Annotated in this window: 13 protein-coding genes and 1 tRNA gene; 12 read left to right on the top strand and 2 right to left on the bottom strand. The window is 50.1% G+C overall.

The features are described 5' to 3' along the window. The first annotated feature begins 125 nt into the window (after positions 1-125). The 6 genes from DWX68_RS02740 to radA all read left to right on the top strand — a co-directional run bounded on the left by DWX68_RS02740 (position 126) and on the right by radA (position 6737). Positions 126-500 carry a GntR family transcriptional regulator gene (locus DWX68_RS02740; RefSeq protein ID WP_022359631.1) on the top strand — a complete coding sequence of 125 codons (375 nt, stop codon included), beginning with the start codon at positions 126-128 and terminating at the stop codon, positions 498-500. 73 nt (positions 501-573) lie between these two features. Beyond that, the gene (locus tag DWX68_RS02735) at positions 574-1140 is read left to right on the top strand and encodes a UvrB/UvrC motif-containing protein (protein ID WP_118628549.1); all 567 of its coding nucleotides are present in this window, start codon (positions 574-576) and stop codon (positions 1138-1140) included. Beyond that, positions 1124-2158: an ATP--guanido phosphotransferase gene (locus tag DWX68_RS02730; protein ID WP_107000011.1), complete on the top strand. Its 1035-nt coding sequence runs from the start codon at positions 1124-1126 to the stop codon at positions 2156-2158. The genes DWX68_RS02735 and DWX68_RS02730 overlap by 17 nt, the downstream gene beginning before the upstream one ends. Before the next feature lie 28 nt (positions 2159-2186). Beyond that, positions 2187-4634 (top strand): ATP-dependent Clp protease ATP-binding subunit, encoded by a 2448-nt coding sequence (locus DWX68_RS02725; protein WP_118472749.1) that lies wholly within the window; start codon positions 2187-2189, stop codon positions 4632-4634. A 124-nt stretch (positions 4635-4758) separates the two neighbouring features. Beyond that, complete coding sequence (locus DWX68_RS02720; protein WP_022359635.1) at positions 4759-5172, top strand: hypothetical protein; 414 nt, start codon at positions 4759-4761, stop codon at positions 5170-5172. A gap of 161 nt (positions 5173-5333) precedes the next feature. Further along, positions 5334-6737, top strand: coding sequence for a DNA repair protein RadA (radA, locus tag DWX68_RS02715; protein ID WP_117795810.1), 1404 nt, complete (start codon positions 5334-5336; stop codon positions 6735-6737). Positions 6738-6988: 251 nt separating this feature from the next. On the opposite strand, the gene DWX68_RS02710 is transcribed toward radA, so the two are convergent. Then, positions 6989-7059: transfer RNA gene (locus DWX68_RS02710), tRNA-Trp, on the bottom strand. Positions 7060-7552: 493 nt separating this feature from the next. Here DWX68_RS02710 and DWX68_RS02705 point away from each other — a divergent pair. Together DWX68_RS02705 and DWX68_RS02700 are read left to right on the top strand one after the other, a co-directional pair. Continuing rightward, complete coding sequence (locus DWX68_RS02705) at positions 7553-7795, top strand: HPr family phosphocarrier protein (RefSeq protein WP_107000009.1); 243 nt, start codon at positions 7553-7555, stop codon at positions 7793-7795. A 355-nt stretch (positions 7796-8150) separates the two neighbouring features. Beyond that, positions 8151-10589, top strand: coding sequence for an ATP-dependent DNA helicase (locus DWX68_RS02700; RefSeq protein ID WP_118628548.1), 2439 nt, complete (start codon positions 8151-8153; stop codon positions 10587-10589). Here the strand turns inward: DWX68_RS02700 and DWX68_RS02695 are convergent. Next, positions 10525-11448: a LysR family transcriptional regulator gene (locus DWX68_RS02695; RefSeq protein WP_118628547.1), complete on the bottom strand. Its 924-nt coding sequence runs from the start codon at positions 11446-11448 to the stop codon at positions 10525-10527. The genes DWX68_RS02700 and DWX68_RS02695 overlap by 65 nt on opposite strands. A gap of 139 nt (positions 11449-11587) precedes the next feature. Here DWX68_RS02695 and DWX68_RS02690 point away from each other — a divergent pair, with 139 nt between their 5' ends. From DWX68_RS02690 to DWX68_RS02675, 4 genes are all read left to right on the top strand, one after another. Then, a complete protein-coding gene (locus DWX68_RS02690; protein ID WP_118628546.1) occupies positions 11588-12142 on the top strand; it encodes a sigma-70 domain-containing protein in 555 nt (184 codons plus the stop codon). Positions 12143-12148: 6 nt separating this feature from the next. Then, the gene (locus DWX68_RS02685; protein WP_118628545.1) at positions 12149-12787 is read left to right on the top strand and encodes a histidine phosphatase family protein; all 639 of its coding nucleotides are present in this window, start codon (positions 12149-12151) and stop codon (positions 12785-12787) included. A 358-nt stretch (positions 12788-13145) separates the two neighbouring features. Beyond that, positions 13146-16910 (top strand): phosphoribosylformylglycinamidine synthase, encoded by a 3765-nt coding sequence (locus DWX68_RS02680; protein WP_117795627.1) that lies wholly within the window; start codon positions 13146-13148, stop codon positions 16908-16910. 376 nt (positions 16911-17286) lie between these two features. Beyond that, a complete protein-coding gene (locus DWX68_RS02675) occupies positions 17287-18390 on the top strand; it encodes a hypothetical protein (protein ID WP_118628544.1) in 1104 nt (367 codons plus the stop codon). The last annotated feature ends 30 nt before the right edge of the window (positions 18391-18420 follow it).

Here is an 18420-nt window from a genome sequence, read left to right as displayed (position 1 = left end):
ATTAACACAGTTTTACAGTTGACGAAAACATCTGTTTGTTATACAATCTATATAACAAATGATAAAACAGGCGGCTGACTGTATTTAGAAACGGGGTCTGTCGTCAGAATGAAAGATGGTGGAGTATGATTGTAGAGATTGATTTTAACAGTGAGGAAGCGCTTTATATTCAGCTCATAAACCAGATCATCATCGGGATTGCGACCGACCAGATCCGGGAGGGCGATACGCTGCCATCCGTGCGCCAGTTAGCGGATAACATCGGAATTAACATGCACACGGTCAATAAGGCATATTCTGTACTGAAACAGGAAGGCTTTCTGCGTGTGGACCGCCGCCGCGGGGCAGTGATTGCACTTGACACGGATAAGATGCGGACGATCTCGGAGATGCGCCGGGATCTCAGTGTGATTCTGGCAAGAGGTGTCTGTAAAAATGTGAGCCGCGAGGAGGTTCACAATCTGGTGGATTCCATTTATGACGCATTTACAGCGGAATAGCAGGTTCCGGCTGCGGGCGATGGTTTTTGTGTATTGGAACCGTTGCGGGATGTGTATGTTGGGAGGATAAATTATGCTGTGTGAGAAATGTGGGATTCGCGAAGCGAATATTAAATATACAGAAGTGTTTAACGGCGTCAAGACAGAGCATAATCTCTGCGCCCAGTGCGCGAAAGAGATGGATCTGGGACCGTACTCGGCACTGATTGAGGGAGAATTTCCGCTTGGAAAACTGCTTTCGAGCCTTTTGGGACTGACGGATGCGTCTGCCAGCCAGACACCGAAAGAGGATGTGGTATGCCCGACCTGCGGCACGACGTATGAAGAATTTGTCAAGAACAGCCGTTTCGGATGCGCGGACTGTTATCATGTGTTTGATCCGTTGCTTGGAGAGAAAATTAAGAAATTGCAGGAAAATTCGAGCCATACCGGCAAACATCCGAAGATCCAGCCGCGCAGTCAGGCGGCTGCAGAGGTGACGAAGAAAGGAGAACTGGAATTCAGCCCGGAAGAGCAGATTAAGCAGCTGAAACGCAGGCTGGAAGCGGCGTTGCAGGAAGAAGACTATGAGACGGCTGCTGCCTGCCGGGATAAGATACACAGTCTGGAAGGAGAGATGAGACATGACGAAATGGTTTGAGGAAGTGGCGAATGATGCGTCCAATATCGTTTCCAGCCGGGTGCGTCTGTCTCGGAACTGGGAAGAATATAAATTTCCGAGCCGTCTGGAGCCGGATGAGGCGCGGACGATGATTGCCCGTTTAAAACAGAATTTCCGCGATCTGGGTGACCGGGACGGTCAGTTTTATGAATATGAAGATCTGGAATTGATGGAGAAGCTTGACCGCACCGCATTGCGGGAACGGCGGCTTTTAAATCGCACGCTGGCGGAGAAGACGACGCCGGGCGGGATCCTCTGTTCGGAGGATGAGCGGGTCAGCATGGTATTAAATGCGGACGATCATATCCGTTTACAGGTGCTGGCATCGGGACTCGATCTGCAAGAATGTTATGCAAAAGCGGATGCGCTGGATGATTATATCAACGAGAAGATTCCGTATGCATTTAATGAGAAATATGGATATCTGACGTCCTATCCGACGAATGTCGGAACAGCAATGAAGGCGTCTGTGGTCGTGCATCTGCCGTCTCTGACGATGAATAAGAAATTTCAGGAACTTCTGGGCGATATGGGACGTTTCGGCACGACCGTGCGCGGCGTTTATGGCAGAGGCAATGAAAACTATGGCGATCTGTACGAGGTAGTCAATCAGAAGACACTCGGCATCACCGAACAAGAGATTCTGGAGCTGGTAGCCAACGTGGCGGGGCAGCTTTCGGCGCAGGAAAATCAGTTCCGCGAGGTTTCTCTGTCGAGGCACCGCCTGGAGCGGGAGGATGAGGCGTACAAGTCCTACGGCGTTCTGAAATATGCGCGCCGGATGACGCTCAAGGAAGCGATGACATTTCTATCTCATGTCTGGGCGGGCATCGCGGACGGGCTGTTAAAACCGGCAGAATTTGTGAGCATTTACCGCCTGATGATCGGCATCCAGCCGGCAAACTTACAGAAACGTTCGAGCAAGCCGTTGGGACGTGAGGAATTGGAGGCAGAGCGGGCGCGGTATCTGCGGGAGGAACTGCCGAAGCTGGTGTAAAGTAAAAAGAAACAGGAGGAACAGTAAAATGATCGATCGTTTTACTCAGAAAGCCAGAGAAGCGATCCGTCTGGCAGTCGAGACAGCGCAGGAGCTGGAACACGGCTATGTGGGGACGGAGCATCTGCTTTTAGGACTGATAAAAGAGGAAACTGGCGTGGCGGCAGCGGTTCTGGCAGAACATGATGTGACAGAAGAGCGTGTCATGGAACTGATGGAACGTCTGATAAGCCCGGCAGTGGCGACTCAGGTAGAGGGACAGATTGAGTATACGCCGGGGGCGCGCGCCGTGCTGCAGGCGAGTTATGATGAGGCGGTTTTTTTCAAAGCGCCTCTGATTGGAACGGAGCACATCCTGATTGCTATCATCAAGGATGGAAAATCAACTGCGTGCCGTTTACTCAATACAATGAATGTTAATATTCAGAAATTATATGTGGATCTGATGGGGGCTATGGGCGATGATGCGCCGTCCGAGGCAGCGGAAGATGCGGCAGCAGGACGGGTGCGCCCGGAGAAAGGCAATACACCGAATCTGGACAATTTCAGCCGGGATCTGACCCAGATGGCGCGGGACGGAAAGCTCGATCCAGTCATCGGCAGGGAACGGGAAATGAAACGTGTTATTCAGATTTTAAGCCGCCGGACGAAAAATAATCCGTGCCTGATCGGGGAACCAGGCGTCGGAAAGACGGCGGTTGTGGAAGGTCTGGCACAGTTCATTGTTTCCGGCAATGTACCGGAGACGATCGCGAAAAAGCGGGTTGTCAGCCTCGATTTGTCCGGCATGGTCGCAGGATCCAAGTACCGCGGTGAGTTCGAAGAGCGGATTAAGAAGGTACTTGCCGAGGTGCGGGAGAGTGGAAATGTGCTCTTGTTTATTGACGAGATTCACACGATCATCGGCGCAGGCGGCGCGGAGGGCGCGATCGATGCCTCCAATATCCTGAAACCGTCGCTGGCGAGGGGCGAGATTCAGCTCATTGGTGCGACGACGCTGGAAGAATACCGCAAATACATCGAAAAAGATGCGGCCTTGGAACGCCGGTTTCAGCCGGTTATGGTGGATGAGCCGACGGAGGCGGAATCCATCGAGATTTTGAAGGGGCTTCGCAGCCGCTATGAGGAACATCACAAGGTGACGATCCAGGATGAGGCACTGGTGGCAGCGGTGCGCCTGTCTGCCCGCTATATCAATGACCGTTTTCTGCCGGACAAGGCGATCGATCTGATCGATGAAGCATCCTCGAAGCTGCGTCTGACTGTATATACGGAGCCGGAGGAAATCAAAAAGCTCGAAGCGGAGATCAAAAAACTCGAAGGTCAGAAGGAAGAGGCGATCAAGGCTGAAGCCTATGAGAAAGCCGGTGAAATCAAGAAGAAGCAGCAGAAAAAGCAGGAAAAGATTGAAAAGATTCGTGAAAAATGGGAAAAAGAGAAAAATTCACGCAAGTTAGTGGTCGGTGAAAATGAGATTGCGGACATTGTTTCTGACTGGACGAAGATCCCGGTTCGCAAGCTGGCAGAAGAAGAGTCAGAGCGGCTGTTGAAACTGGAGTCCATTCTGCATGAGCGTGTGGTCGGACAGGAGGAAGCTGTATCCGCCGTGGCGCGTGCGATCCGCCGTGGTCGTGTGGGACTCAAGGATCCGAAGCGGCCGATCGGTTCGTTTCTGTTCCTGGGGCCGACGGGTGTCGGAAAAACAGAGCTTTCCAAGGCACTCTCGGAGGCGATGTTTGGCACGGAAAATGCGATGATCCGCGTTGATATGTCGGAGTACATGGAGAAACACAGCGTTTCCAAGATGATCGGTTCGCCGCCAGGATATGTTGGCTACGAGGAGGGCGGACAGCTCAGCGAGAAGGTGCGTCGCAATCCATATTCGGTTATTCTCTTTGATGAGATTGAAAAAGCGCATCCGGATGTATTTAACATTCTGCTGCAGATCCTCGATGACGGGCACATTACGGACGCACAGGGACGGAAGGTGGATTTCAAGAACACGATTCTGATTATGACCTCCAATGCGGGCGCTGAAAATATTATTTCCCCGAAGCGGCTTGGATTCTCGTCGGAGAGCGGTGAGAAAGCGGATTATGCGTTTATGAAAGAACGCGTGATGGAGGAAGTGCGCCGGATGTTTAAGCCAGAGTTTTTAAACCGAATCGATGAGATTTTAGTATTCCATCCTCTGACGAAGGAGAATATCAAGACGATCGCGGGCATTCTGCTGCGCGGCATCAAGAAAAGGACGGAGGATCAGCTTGGAATGACGCTCACGATCACAGATGATGCGATCGATTTCCTGGCAGACAAGGGATATGATTCCAAATATGGTGCAAGACCGTTGCGCCGGACGATCCAGACGCAGATCGAGGATCAGCTTTCTGAGAAGATCCTGGAAGGCACGATCCGGAAAAAAACAGAGGTTCGGATTGAAAAAGATGGCGACCAGCTGAAATTTGAGACGGTCTAAAGGGCTGGAAGCGAAAAGACTGGTAAACCCGGTCGAAGTGTGTTAAAATGATACTATTGAGTAACTGTGTAAGTGCGGAGCAGTTGCGATATTGATTAAAAGGATACTAGGAGGATAAAGCATTATGCCAGTAGTTAGCGAGTTAATCCGCATCGAGGATGACGGAACCATCAGTTTTGGCAATTATATGTTAGCAGCAAAGTCCAAGCTGCAGGATTTTGAATTTCAGGGCGATCTTTATAAGGTAAAAACATTCGGCGAGATTACCAAGCTGGAGCGCAACGGAATGTTCGTATATGAGTCGGTACCGGGCACGGCAGTCAATCATTTCCAGGCGGGAGATACTTCCGTACAGTTTTCGGTTGAGGGCGAGAAGGATGCTCAGATTACCATTCAGTTAGAGGATGAGCGTGAGTATGAGGTATATGTAGACGGCGTATCGGTCGGCGGCATGAAGACCAACGTCAGTGGCAAACTGGTACTGAGCGTGGAGCTGAACCCGGGCAAGGCAACCGCAATCCGGATTGAAGCCAGATAAAGAAAAGAAAAACAAAACGTTACGTACAAGTTACAATGCATGAGATGAAAGCTGCTGCATGGCAGGAATGGCGGGCGTGTGCGCCGGAAGCCGGTTTCCGCCATGCAGCGGCTTTTTGTGTAATAAGAAATATGAGAAGAAGTGTTTGGAAAGGAATCAGCATGGCAAAGGCAAAATCAACGGGATTTTTCTGCAGGGAATGCGGTTATGAATCTTCCAAATGGATGGGGCAGTGCCCGGCGTGCAAGGCGTGGAATACGATGGTGGAGGCGCCGTCCGCACCGGCATCATCCGGTACGGCAGCAGGGCGGTATGCGGCAGCGGCTTCTCTGACAGCGGCACCGGGGAAACGGGTTGGCGCGCAGGCAAAGCCGGTTAGCTTAGATGAAATTGAGCTTTCCGATACGGATCGGACGAGAACCGGATTTGCAGAACTTGACCGGGTGCTTGGAAGCGGCGTGGTGCGTGGCTCCCTGGTGCTGGTCGGCGGAGATCCGGGAATCGGAAAATCAACCCTGCTTCTGCAGGTCTGCCGGAACCTGGCGGGACAGGAACAGAAGGTTTTATACGTTTCCGGTGAGGAGTCATTAAAACAGATCAAACTGCGGGCAAGCCGGATCGGGACAGTGCGCGGACCACTTTCCTTCTTGAGTGAGACGAACCTGGATACGATCGCGGAGGTGATCCGGGAGGTACGTCCGGATGTGGTCGTGATCGATTCGATCCAGACCATGTTTATCGAAGCGGCGGGTTCCGCACCGGGCAGTGTCAGCCAGGTAAGAGAGTGCACCGGCGTCCTGATGCAGCTCGCAAAAGGATTGGGCGTGACAGTCTTTATCGTCGGTCATGTGACGAAAGAGGGCGTTGTGGCGGGACCGCGTATGCTGGAACATATGGTCGATACAGTGCTATATTTTGAGGGCGATCGCCATGCGTCCTACCGGATTCTGCGGGGAGTGAAGAACCGCTTCGGTTCGACCAATGAGATCGGCGTGTTTGAGATGCGGGAGGAAGGACTGGCGGAGGTGCCGAATCCATCCGAATTTATGCTGGAAGGGCGCCCGGCGGAGGCATCCGGTGCGGTGACTGCCTGCTCGATGGAGGGAACCCGCCCGATTCTTCTGGAAGTGCAGGCGCTGGTGTCAAAGACGAATTTCGGACTGCCGCGGCGGACGGCAGCGGGCGTCGATTACAACCGTGTGAACCTGCTCATGGCAGTGTTGGAAAAACGATGCCGTTATGCCCTGTCCGGGTACGATGCGTATGTCAACATTGCGGGCGGCATGAAGATGAACGAGCCGGCGCTTGACCTTGCGATCGTGATGGCGCTGATTTCCAGCTATAAAGACCGTCCGCTGGATGAGAAAACGATCGTATTTGGCGAGGTCGGACTCTCCGGAGAGGTGCGCGCCGTCTCGATGGCAGAGCAGAGAGTCCATGAGGCAGTCAAGATGGGATTTACAAGATGTATTCTTCCGATGGTCAATGTCAGTAAATTGAAACCAAGGTCGGATATCCGGCTGGAAGGGGTGGCAAATGTGCGGGAGGCGATTGGGCTGCTGTAGGTTGCTTGGATTTTGGGAAAATTTAAGAAAAATAATATTAGCGTAATGTGAGTAACAGCAAATTTGTCTCAGTGGGAGTTAGGTCTCCGACTGAGATAAACGCTCCGCGAGGATGCGCAGTGATTCTGATAGGAATATGTCAGCTTCTCTGACCAGAATCACGCGTCAAGTCTCGCGGACGTTTGACTTAAATGTTTAAAAAAACAAAAAACGCCAATGACTCATCTCTGAATCACTGACGCCTTTAGAAGCAGGGGAAGAGGGATTCGAACCCCCATTAACGGTTTTGGAGACCGTTGCTCTGCCATTGAACTATTCCCCTTCGCTGCTGACTCAGTTATGATATCATAGCCATAACGAAAAGTCAACAATTTTTTTATAATTTTTCATTTTTTTTGATTTAATATATTTTTTTCCATTTATTAAGTATCATTCATCATTTTATATGGAAACTAGAGATCAGGATAAATTGGTAAAAGAGAATTTGTGTGCTCATGCTGGGTGGAAAATCACAATGAATATTTAGTTCAACTGCCCAAAAACAATCCGTTAAACCATTTGATGTATATAAATAATGACAATATATCATGAAATGAATACGACGATAGTTCTAGACGTCGGAATATTTTACTAAGAAACACTCTGCTTTTTTGGTAAAAATCATGTATTAAAAATATGCGGTATAAAAGAAATCAAATTGACATTCGACAAAAATCATGCTATAAACACTGAATAAATCTTTATGGTTTTAAATGTGCCTAAAAAACGGAGGGAAAAATTCTGTTGGTACATTCAGGAAAAAGGAGTTGTTTATTATGAAACAGAGAAAAATTATGCTGAAAACGATAGAAGATGCAAAGAAATTTGTCAATGCTTCTATGAAATGCGATTTTGATATTGATGTTTTTTATAACCGTGTTGTCATTGACGCCAAGTCGATTCTGGGAGTTATGAGTTTGGATCTGACACAGATTCTGACCGTTGAGTACACGGGCGAGGATGCAGAGTATGAGGCGTTCCTTGACACGATGGAAGCGGACAATGTGACAGCGGCATAAAAGGGCTGGAAGGCTGGTTCAAGTGGAACATAGATATCATAGATATTTTGGAAGGATATGTATGGCTCGAATCGGCATGATGAAAGAAAAGTTGATAGTACGAAAATAAAGAAAGACTGCGGGTGCCGGAGAGAAGATGGTGTCTGCAGTCTTTTTGATAGACATATATATGTACTCTCGGAGTCTTTCTGCACGTGCTTTTGTGGCTGATTTTCCGCCAGCCGCACCCGAATTTCATCAACGTACGCACCGCGTACGCCTCAGAAATTTGGGCACAACTGACAAAAAATCATTTCACAAAATCAAGCACAGAAAGATTCCGAGAGTACATGTACGGGGAAGGGAGGAACTACACATGGAGCTGACCGGCAGGCAGATACGGATCTCCGTCCGCAATCTGGTTGAGTTCGTTCTGCGTTCGGGGGATATTGATAACCGGTGCACGGAGGGTGCACAGAAAGAGGCGATGTTAGCTGGAGGACGGATGCACCGGAAGATACAGCGGCGGATGGGATCAGGGTATCAGGCGGAGGTGTCGCTGCGCCATTCGGTGGAGGAGGACGGATTCCAGATCGTGGTCGAGGGGCGTGCGGATGGAATCATCCGGGATGGAAAAGATGTCACGATCGATGAGATCAAGTGTGTTTACCAGGATGTAAACTGTCTGGAAGAAGCGGTTGGCGTGCATATGGCGCAGGCGCGCTGTTATGGCTATATCTATGGATTACAGGAAGCGCTGGACGAAGTGACACTGCAGCTCACCTACTGTAATCTGGAGACGGAGGAGATCCGCCGCTTTCAGGAGATCCAGACGATGAACGAACTTTCTGAATGGTTTGCTGGTCTGATCCATGAATATGTCAAATGGGCGCGTTACCTCTATCACAACGGGCTGCGACGTGATGAATCAATCAAAGCGCTCGAATTTCCCTATCCGTACCGGGCGGGACAGCGGGATCTGGCGGTGGCGGTTTACCGGACGCTGGAGCGCGGGCGCAGGCTGTTTGTCCAGGCCCCGACCGGGATTGGAAAGACACTTTCGACGGTATTTCCGGCGCTTAAAGCGATCGGGGAAGGGCATGGGCAGAAACTCTTTTACCTGACGGCGAAGACGATCACGCGGACGGTGGCGGAAGAGGCGCTGGCGATTTTGCGGGAACGCGGGCTGTATTTTCGTTCGGTCACGATCACGGCAAAGGAAAAGTTGTGTATTTTGGAAAAACCGGTGTGTAATCCGGAAATGTGCCCGCGTGCGAAAGGGCATTTTGACCGTGTCAACGATGCGGTGTATGAAATTTTGCATCAGGAATTTGGAATCACGCGTTCGGTAATTTTAGAGTATGCGGAAAAGTTTCAGGTCTGCCCGTTTGAGTTCTGCCTCGATATTTCTTCGTTTGTGGATGGGATCATCTGCGATTATAATTATGTCTTTGACCCGGATGTGCGCTTGAAGCGTTATTTTGCGGATGGGGCGGAGGGAGACTATTTCTTCCTGATGGATGAAGCTCACAATCTGGTATCGCGCGCGCGGGAAATGTATAGTGCTTCTATTATAAAGGAAGAAGTGCTTTTGACGAAAAAGGTACTGGGACATCGTGCGCCGGCGCTGGGGCGGCAGCTTACAAGGTTAAATAAGGCGCTTCTGGAGATGAAGCGGGAGTGCAGCGGCTACCAGGTGCTCAAGGATGCCGGACATCTGGTTTCAGTGTTAAACGGTGTTTTTGGAGAAATGGAAAAGTATCTGGAAAAGCCGGGCGGGGAAGATGGGCGGGACACGATTCTGGATTTTTATTTTTCGGTGCGACATTTTTTAAATATGTATGAGCGGGTCGATGAGCATTACAGGATTTATACGGAACTTCTGCCGTCCGGCGAATTTGTCATCCGGCTTTATTGTGTCAATCCGATTGAAAATCTGGCGCAGTGCCTGTCGCAGGGGAAAGCGGCGGTCTTTTTCTCGGCAACGCTTCTGCCGCTCCGGTATTACCGGATGCTTCTGTCGGATCAGGAGGAGGACTATACGGTCTATGTGCCGTCCCCGTTTCCGCAGGAGCGGCGTCTTCTGCTGGCGGCGACGGATGTGACGAGCCGGTATACGCGGCGCAATGAGACGGAATATCGGCGGGTGCTGCACTACATCCAGACGATGGCAAGTGTGAAAAAGGGCAATTATATTGTGTTTTTTCCGTCGTATCAGTATATGAACCGGGTACGTGAGGTGTGTGAAGAAGAATATGCGTATCAGAATGTTGAATTGGAAGATAATGAAAAAATGAAAAATCATTCCGGGAAAAACGGAAAAAGCATGGAAATCCTGATCCAGGATTCTCACATGACCGAGGAGGAACGAGAAGCATTTTTACAGAAATTTTCTCCCGAACAAACAGCTGAACGTGATACCTCCTTGGTGGCGTTCTGCGTGATGGGCGGTCTGTTTTCGGAGGGAATCGACTTGACAGGCGACCGGCTGATCGGCGTGATCGTGGTCGGAACCGGGCTCCCGATGGTATGCACGGAGCAGAAAATTTTGCAGGGATATTTTGAAGAAGCGGGAAATGATGGATTTGCATATGCCTACCAGTATCCGGGCATGAATAAGGTACTCCAGGCGGCAGGGCGGGTCATCCGGACCGCGTCCGATCAGGGCGTCATCCTTTTACTGGATGACCGGTTCTGGCGTCGGGAGTACCGGGAATTATTTCCAAGGGAATGGAGCGATGTCAAACGGGTCAGTCTTTCGTCTCTGGAGCAGGAGCTTCAGGCGTTTTGGAGCCGTTTTCCAGAAGTTCAATAAATTCACGCGATGCCTGTGAGATCGGCATTGTCTCATTGTGGACGACGACGAGCTGGCGCGGCGGCAGGGCTTCAGTCAGGGTCAGGGCATAAAGTTCTTTTTCGCCAGCCGGGAGACAGAAATCCGGGACAAATGCGATGCCGAGACCGATGCGCGCCAGATCGATGAGCAGATCGTTGCTGCTTAATTCAATCTCCGGTACGAGGTCGAGCTGGTGCTTCTGGAACATGTTGTGCAGAAATTCGCTGGTGGTACTCTTGCGATCCAGCATGAGGATTGGGAGCGCCTGCAGCTCGTGCAGTGTAACCGGGCGGTCTTTCATCGGAAAATAGGTCTCATTGGCGACGAATATATCGTTGAATTCGCGCAGCACATGGATATTCTGCGTTCCACCGAGCCCGGAGTTTGGATAGTTCGTCAGAATAAAATCGACCTGACCGTTGTCCAGAAGCCGCGCACATTCGATGGAGGTACGGTTGGTAACCTTGATGTGGATATTCGGGTAGCGCTTGTGAAATTCGCTTAAAAATGGCACCAGATAATAGCGGCAGATCGTATCGCTTGCGCCAATGCGGAGCTGACCGCCGTTTAAGCTGTTAGAGTCGAGCAGCTGGTTTTCGCCCTGACGGATCAGGTTCATCGCCGGTTCCACGTGCTTGAGTAGGATCTCGCCTTCCGGGGTAAGCTGTACTTTTTTTGTGCTGCGGATGAAAAGAGTCTGGTTCAGTTTCTTCTCCAGTACCTTGATCGACTGGCTGACCGCCGACTGGGAGATGAAAAGCTGCTTAGATGCCTCGGAGAAACTTAACGTCGAGGCTACGTGGTAAAATACTTTATATAATTCATAGTTGATATCCATTTATTAGTCCTCCTTATAGAACTGTATTCAGTGTAACATGATTGAAGGACGGAGTCAATAATGATTGTATCTGTGTCTTGTTTGTGATAAAATGACGGAATCATCTTAGAAGTATGTATTTTTTAGGAGGGAATATCACATGGAATCTAATACATTTTATGATATTTACTTAGAGGAACTGAAAAATCTCCCGCAGGGCACGCCGGAGGAGGAAGCGGCGCTTCTGAAAAAACTGACGGAGGGGGACAAGACAGCGGCTTCCCGTCTGACGGAGTTAAAACTGGCGAAGGCGGTTCAGATCGCGGAGGAGTACCACGATCGGGGACTTCCGGCGGGCGATCTGGTGCAGGAGGCAAATATGGCGCTGTTTCTGTTCGCAAGCGAGTACGAAAACGGTGATTTCGACGCGCAGATGGAGAAAAAGGTGCGCGCGGCGATCGAGGATGCGCTGCAGATTCAGAACCGCGAGACGAAGATCGAGGAGGAGATGGCGGTGCGCGTTAATGTCCTCAAGGATATTTCTGCGAGCATGGCGCGGGAGCTGGGACGTGAGGCGACCCTTGCGGAATTGGCGGAGCGCATGAAGATGAGCGAGGATGAGATCCGTGACATCATGAAGCTGACGATGGACGCGATGAAGGTCAGCGGTCAGGCCGCAGAGATGGCTCAGAAAGAGATAGATGAACAGGAGTAATAGAAAATGCTGTTTTATTTGGTACGCCACGGTCAGACCGACTGGAACCGGGCGGGAAAGATACAGGGAACGACGGATATTCCGCTGAACGAAACAGGACGGCAGCAGGCGGAGCAGCTTGCCACTGTCCTGAAAGAAAGGAGCGGCTATCCGGCAAAAACGCGGATCGATGCGGTCTATGCCAGCCCGCTTGCGCGTGCATTCCAGACGGCGGAGATCCTGGCAAAGGAAGGAAAATTACCGCTCCGCCGCCTGACGGGGCTGCGGGAGCGCGATTTTGGATGCTGGGAAGGCAAAAGCTGGCAGCAGGTGGAAGCAGAGTACCCGGATGAATTTCATCTGTGGAGGGAACAGCCGATGGTCGGCATCCCGTCCGGCGGAGAATCAAGAAAATCCTGCGAGGCGCGGAGTGAACGGGCAATCCGACAGATTTTGGAGGAGACAGCCGGGGATGCGGTGATCGTGGCGCACGGTGGGATCCTCGTCTTTTTGATGAATTATCTGCTCCGTTTCCATCGGGAGCCGCAGGAGATCATTGTGGCGAATGCCAGTCTGTCGGTTGTTTCGTATGACCGTTCGACGGGGATGGGAAAGCTGCTTGCACTGAATGAGACAGGGGCGTTGGAACAGAAAAAATCGTTTTAAAGAATGATTTCAAAATAAAGAAAGCAGGAATGAAATAAGGCAAGAGATACAATAAGAGTTACTGTTCACGGGTAGGCACTTTTGGAACCGAAAGTGCCGTAAGAAAACGTGGTGGTAGCAGGAATTTGCCGTATTTAAATGCGAAGCCACGGCAAATTCCGTTACTGGGCACGTATGCGTGAACAGTAACCAATAAGATGTGTTAATAAAAAATATTAAATATATTAATTTTACTAATCTATAAAAATTGTGTATGATAAAGGCAGATGCTAGAAGAAGGCATTTGCCTTTTATGCTAAAAAATGAATGTATTTTACAGAACATGAAACATTAAAATACGAAAAAACAGGAGGAAAACATGAGCGTAAGACGTATTTTCGTTGAGAAAAAACCGGAATTTGCCGTATTGGCTCACGATCTGAAAGAGGAGATCGCAAGCTATCTGGGGATCGACACGATCACCGATGTCCGCGTACTGATCCGCTATGATATTGAGGATGTATCGGAGGATGCATATCAGAAAGCGCTGATTACTATCTTCTCTGAGCCGCCGGTTGATTTTGTCTATGAGGAGGCATTCCCGTCCAAGGAAGGCGATACGATCTTTTCCGTTGAGTTCCTGCCGGGACAGTTCGATCAGAGAGCCGATTCCGCAGAACAGTGTGTGAAACTTCTGAATGAAGAGGAAAATCCGGTGATCCGTTCCGCGACAACTTATGTTATTTCCGGAACACTGACCGCGGAGCAGATCGAGGGCATCAAGTCCCTGTGCATTAACCCGGTGGATTCCCGTGAGAATAACAACGCAAAGCCGGAAACGCTGGTAACGGTATTTGAGCAGCCGGAGGATGTCAAGATTTTCGATGGTTTCTGCGGTTATGGCGAGGCAGAGTTAAAAGAACTCTACGATTCCCTGAACCTTGCGATGACGTTCAAGGATTTCGAGCATATCCACAACTACTTTAAGAACGAAGAGAAGAGAGATCCGTCTGTGACCGAGATCCGCGTGCTGGATACCTATTGGTCCGATCACTGCCGTCATACGACCTTCCAGACTGAGTTAAAGGACGTTACCTTTACAAAGGGCGATTACAATGAGCCGATGGAAGCTTCCTACAAACAGTATCTGGCAGATCGCGAGGTTCTCTACAAAGATCGCGATGACAAGTTTGTCTGCCTGATGGATCTGGCTGTTCTCGCTATGAAGAAGCTTCGCCGTGAAGGCAAGCTGGAGGATCTGGAGGAGTCTGAGGAGATTAATGCGTGCAGTATCGTAGTTCCGGTTACCATCGACGGCAAGGAAGAAGAGTGGCTGGTAAACTTTAAGAATGAGACCCACAACCATCCGACCGAGATTGAGCCGTTTGGCGGCGCTGCCACCTGCTTAGGCGGTGCTATCCGTGACCCGCTTTCCGGACGTACCTATGTATATCAGGCTATGCGTGTGACCGGTGCGGCTGATCCGACCCGTCCGATGTCGGAGACACTGCACGGCAAACTTCCGCAGAAGCGCATCGTAAAGGATGCAGCACATGGCTACAGCTCCTACGGTAACCAGATCGGTCTTGCTACCGGCTATGTAAAAGAGATTTATCATCCAAATTATGTGGCAAAGCGTATGGAGATCGGTGCTGTTATGGCAGCAGCTCCGCGCAAAAACGTCATCCGTGAGACTTCCGATCCGGGCGATGTAATCATCCTGATGGGTGGACGTACCGGCCGTGATGGTATCGGCGGCGCAACCGGTTCTTCCAAGGTACATACAGAGGAGTCCATCGAGGTCTGCGGCGCAGAGGTTCAGAAGGGCAATGCACCGACCGAGCGTAAATTACAGAGACTGTTCCGCCGCCCAGAGGTCAGCCGTCTGATCAAGAAGTGTAACGACTTTGGCGCCGGTGGCGTGTCGGTAGCGATCGGTGAGTTAGCTGACGGACTTCAGATTGACCTTGACAAGGTTCCGAAGAAATATGCAGGTCTGGACGGAACGGAGATTGCGATTTCCGAGTCACAGGAGCGTATGGCTCTGGTGGTAGACCCGAAAGATGTTGATAAGATGCTTGCTTATGCAGCAGAAGAGAACCTGGAGGCAGTTCCGGTTGCCGTTGTTACCGAGTCCCCGCGCCTGGTTCTGAACTGGAGAGGCAAGACGATCGTAGATTTAAGCCGTGCATTCCTGGATACCAACGGTGCTCATCAGGAGACAACCGTTACCGTTGAGGTTCCGACCAGGGAAGGCAATGTATTTGATAAACAGGAGGTAAAGGATGTCAAAGAAAAATGGCTGTCCATGCTTTCTTCCTTAAATGTATGCTCCCAGAAGGGTCTGGTTGAGATGTTCGACAGCACCGTGGGCGCAAGCAGTGTATTCCTGCCATACGGCGGTGTCCACCAGATGACCGAGACACAGGCGATGGTGGCAAAACTGCCGATGAGCAAGGGCAAATGCGATACCGTTACCATGATGAGCTACGGCTATGATCCGTACCTGTCCAGCTGGAGCCCGTACCACGGCGCTACTTACGCAGTGCTGGATTCTGTTGCCAAGATCGTGGCAAACGGCGGTGATTTCCACAAGATCCGCTTTACCTTCCAGGAGTACTTCAAACGTATGACGGAAGATCCGAAGAGATGGGGCACACCGTTCTCCGCTCTGCTCGGTGCTTACAGTGCACAGCTCGGATTCGGACTTCCGTCCATCGGCGGCAAGGACAGTATGTCCGGCAGCTTCTATGATGAAGAGCACGGCGAAATCGATGTACCGCCGACACTGGTTTCCTTTGCAGTTGATATTTCCGATACCAAACACGTGGTATCTCCGGAATTTAAGAAAGCGGGCAGCAAGATTGTTCTCTTTACCATCGAGAAAGATGCACATGACCTGCCGGTTTACAGCCAGATCATGGATGGTTACGAGAAAATCTACCGCGATATGGAGTCTGGAAAGATTATTTCCGCATATGCGGTTGAGGGTGCTGGTGTGGCAGAGGCTGTCAGCAAGATGGCATTTGGTAACCGCCTGGGCGTAAAGATTGAGCACAATGTAGATCCGAGAGACTTCTTCGCCGCTGGCTGGGGCAATATCGTCTGCGAGGTTCCGGATGGCAAGGTAGGCGAGCTGTCCATCCCGTACACCGTGATCGGTGAGGTAACTGACAAGGGAACCTTCGAGTATGGCAGTACCGTGATCTCTATGGAAGAGGCTCTGAAAGCATGGACCGGAACCCTGGAGAAAGTGTTCCCGACCGCTTCCGGCGCACCGATGAAGGCAGCAGAAGAGACACTTTACAATACCGATAAGGTATATGTATGCAAACATAAAGTGGCAAAACCAACTGTATTTATTCCGGCAATGCCGGGTACCAACTGCGAGCTGGACAGCGCGAAAGCGTTTGAGGCAGCCGGAGCGGAGACGATTGTGCGTGTATTCCGCAACCAGAATGCATCCGATATCCGTTCTTCCATCGAGCAGTACAAAGAGGATATCAAGAAATCCCAGATCATCATGTTCCCGGGTGGGTTCTCCGCAGGTGATGAGCCGGATGGTTCGGCTAAATTCTTCGCTACGGTATTCCGCAACGAGGCGATGATGGAGGAGATCGACAAACTGCTTCATGACCGGGATGGTCTGGTACTGGGTATCTGCAATGGCTTCCAGACATTAATCAAACTGGGACTTTTAACCGGAGGCAAGATTGAGCCGCAGAAAGCAGATTCCCCGACTCTGACAACCAACAACATTGGACGCCACATTTCCCGCATGGCATACTTAAAGGTTGTATCTAACCTGTCCCCGTGGCTCAGAAAAGCAGAGCTGGGAGGCGTATACTGCAATCCGATGTCCCATGGTGAAGGACGTTTCGTAGCCAACGAGGAGTGGCTTGCAAAACTTCGCGCAAATGGTCAGATCGCGATCCAGTACAGCGATCCGAACGGAAACTTATCCGTCAGCGAGGAGTGGAACCCGAACGGTTCCTACCAGTGCATCGAGGGTATCACAAGCCCGGATGGACGTATTCTTGGTAAGATGGGTCACAACGAGCGCTGCTGGAGCGATACAGGCATGAATATCTATGGAAATCAGGATATGCAGCTGTTTGCTTCAGGTGTGGAGTATTTCAAATAAAATGAACACCTGCTTTTAAGCAAGGTAGAAATAGACCGGACCGCAGAAATCTGCCCCGGTCTATTTTTTGTGCGATAGAAAATTCCTTGGAATTCCCCATCACACAAAAAGGTACATTCTTTTTATGTCACAGAAAATAGCAATTATGATATAAATTTTATCATTGACGAAAATGTCAGAAAACCTTAAACAAAAAGTTATTCTCAGGTAATAAAAGTGTGCTATCCTGTCAATAACAGAAAACAGACATTTACTTCAAAAAACAAGGTAAAAATTTTGAAAATACCGACAGTTTATTTTGACGCAGGCAGATATGTTTGTTATAATGGAAACAAGAGTTTGTACGCGAGAGTACATTAAAAAAGGAGGATGGGATATGAGACATAACCTGAAGGCAGCGGCGGTTTCCGTTCTTGCTATCATGGCGGCACTGGCTATGAGTATTCCGGCATACGCGGCTGACAAAAAGATCTCGGAAGTTAAGTTCCGTGTCAATGCGAAACCGGAAGCGGGCGACAGCATCGGGGATCCGGATGTACAAGTTACGAAGGGTAATGTTGAGATTACCGAGCAGGAGTTTGACAATGACGACAGCGAGTGGGAGAGAGGTGATAAGCCGGTCATCTACCTGACGATCGAGGCAAAGGACGGTTATCAGTTATCCGGCACAAAGCTTTCTGCAACCAAGTCGGCTTACAAAGTTACGAAGCGATCTGGCGATAAGAGCGAGTGGAAAGTTAAGATTACGATGTCAGCTGTTGACGGCGATTTGGATACGGTCGAAGATCTTAGCTGGAGCAATCGTACCGCAACCTGGGACAGCGTATCGTATGCAAGCAAGTATGAAGTTAAACTGTACCGCAACAGTTCTACCGTAACGACTGTTACAACTACAGGCACAAGCTACAATTTCTACCCATACATGACGAAATCCGGCGATTATACCTTTAAGGTGCGCGCGGTTGACGGAAGCGATAAGGGTGAGTGGAGTGACGAGTCCGATGAATATTATATGAATTCTTCAGATGTGTATACAGGTACACCTCCGACCGATAATTCTTCTGGTGGTTCCACTCCGGCAAATGCGAATGGTCAGTGGGTAAACAGCATTTACGGCTGGTCTTACTACATCAATGGTGTACCGGTTAAGAACAACTGGGTATATGTTGATAATGAGTGGTATCATCTGAATGCAAACGGATTCATGGATACAGACTGGATCTATACTGATAATAACTGGTTCTATTTAAACCCGGTATCCGATGGTACGAGAGGCAAGATGTTGACCGGCTGGCAGCAGATTGGACCGTACAAGTATTATCTGAATCCGGTATCCGACGGTACCCGTGGTGCAAGAAAGACAGGCTATCAGTTCATCGATGGCGCATGGTATCTGTTTGACCTGAATAGCGGAGCACTCTGGACGAACATGGTAACTCCGAACGGTATGGTAGCGGATGCAAATGGTGTTCTTCACTAGGGAGCTATCTGGCAGCAGACCGGAAGAGGA

Origin of the sequence: Clostridium sp. AF20-7, from assembly GCF_003479275.1 — a bacterium.
Lineage (GTDB): Bacteria > Bacillota > Clostridia > Lachnospirales > Lachnospiraceae > Otoolea > Otoolea fessa.
This window is presented reverse-complemented; position numbering and strand designations above follow the sequence as displayed.

Bases quoted from the DNA above. Each gene is read 5' to 3' on its own strand.
- DWX68_RS02740 (WP_022359631.1), top strand. From the start codon at position 126: ATGATTGTAGAGATTGATTTTAACAGTGAGGAAGCGCTTTATATTCAG.
- DWX68_RS02735 (WP_118628549.1), top strand. From the start codon at position 574: ATGCTGTGTGAGAAATGTGGGATTCGCGAAGCGAATATTAAATATACA.
- DWX68_RS02730 (WP_107000011.1), top strand. From the start codon at position 1,124: ATGACGAAATGGTTTGAGGAAGTGGCGAATGATGCGTCCAATATCGTT.
- DWX68_RS02725 (WP_118472749.1), top strand. From the start codon at position 2,187: ATGATCGATCGTTTTACTCAGAAAGCCAGAGAAGCGATCCGTCTGGCA.
- DWX68_RS02720 (WP_022359635.1), top strand. From the start codon at position 4,759: ATGCCAGTAGTTAGCGAGTTAATCCGCATCGAGGATGACGGAACCATC.
- radA (WP_117795810.1), top strand. From the start codon at position 5,334: ATGGCAAAGGCAAAATCAACGGGATTTTTCTGCAGGGAATGCGGTTAT.
- DWX68_RS02705 (WP_107000009.1), top strand. From the start codon at position 7,553: ATGAAACAGAGAAAAATTATGCTGAAAACGATAGAAGATGCAAAGAAA.
- DWX68_RS02700 (WP_118628548.1), top strand. From the start codon at position 8,151: ATGGAGCTGACCGGCAGGCAGATACGGATCTCCGTCCGCAATCTGGTT.
- DWX68_RS02695 (WP_118628547.1), bottom strand. From the start codon at position 11,448: ATGGATATCAACTATGAATTATATAAAGTATTTTACCACGTAGCCTCG.
- DWX68_RS02690 (WP_118628546.1), top strand. From the start codon at position 11,588: ATGGAATCTAATACATTTTATGATATTTACTTAGAGGAACTGAAAAAT.
- DWX68_RS02685 (WP_118628545.1), top strand. From the start codon at position 12,149: ATGCTGTTTTATTTGGTACGCCACGGTCAGACCGACTGGAACCGGGCG.
- DWX68_RS02680 (WP_117795627.1), top strand. From the start codon at position 13,146: ATGAGCGTAAGACGTATTTTCGTTGAGAAAAAACCGGAATTTGCCGTA.
- DWX68_RS02675 (WP_118628544.1), top strand. From the start codon at position 17,287: ATGAGACATAACCTGAAGGCAGCGGCGGTTTCCGTTCTTGCTATCATG.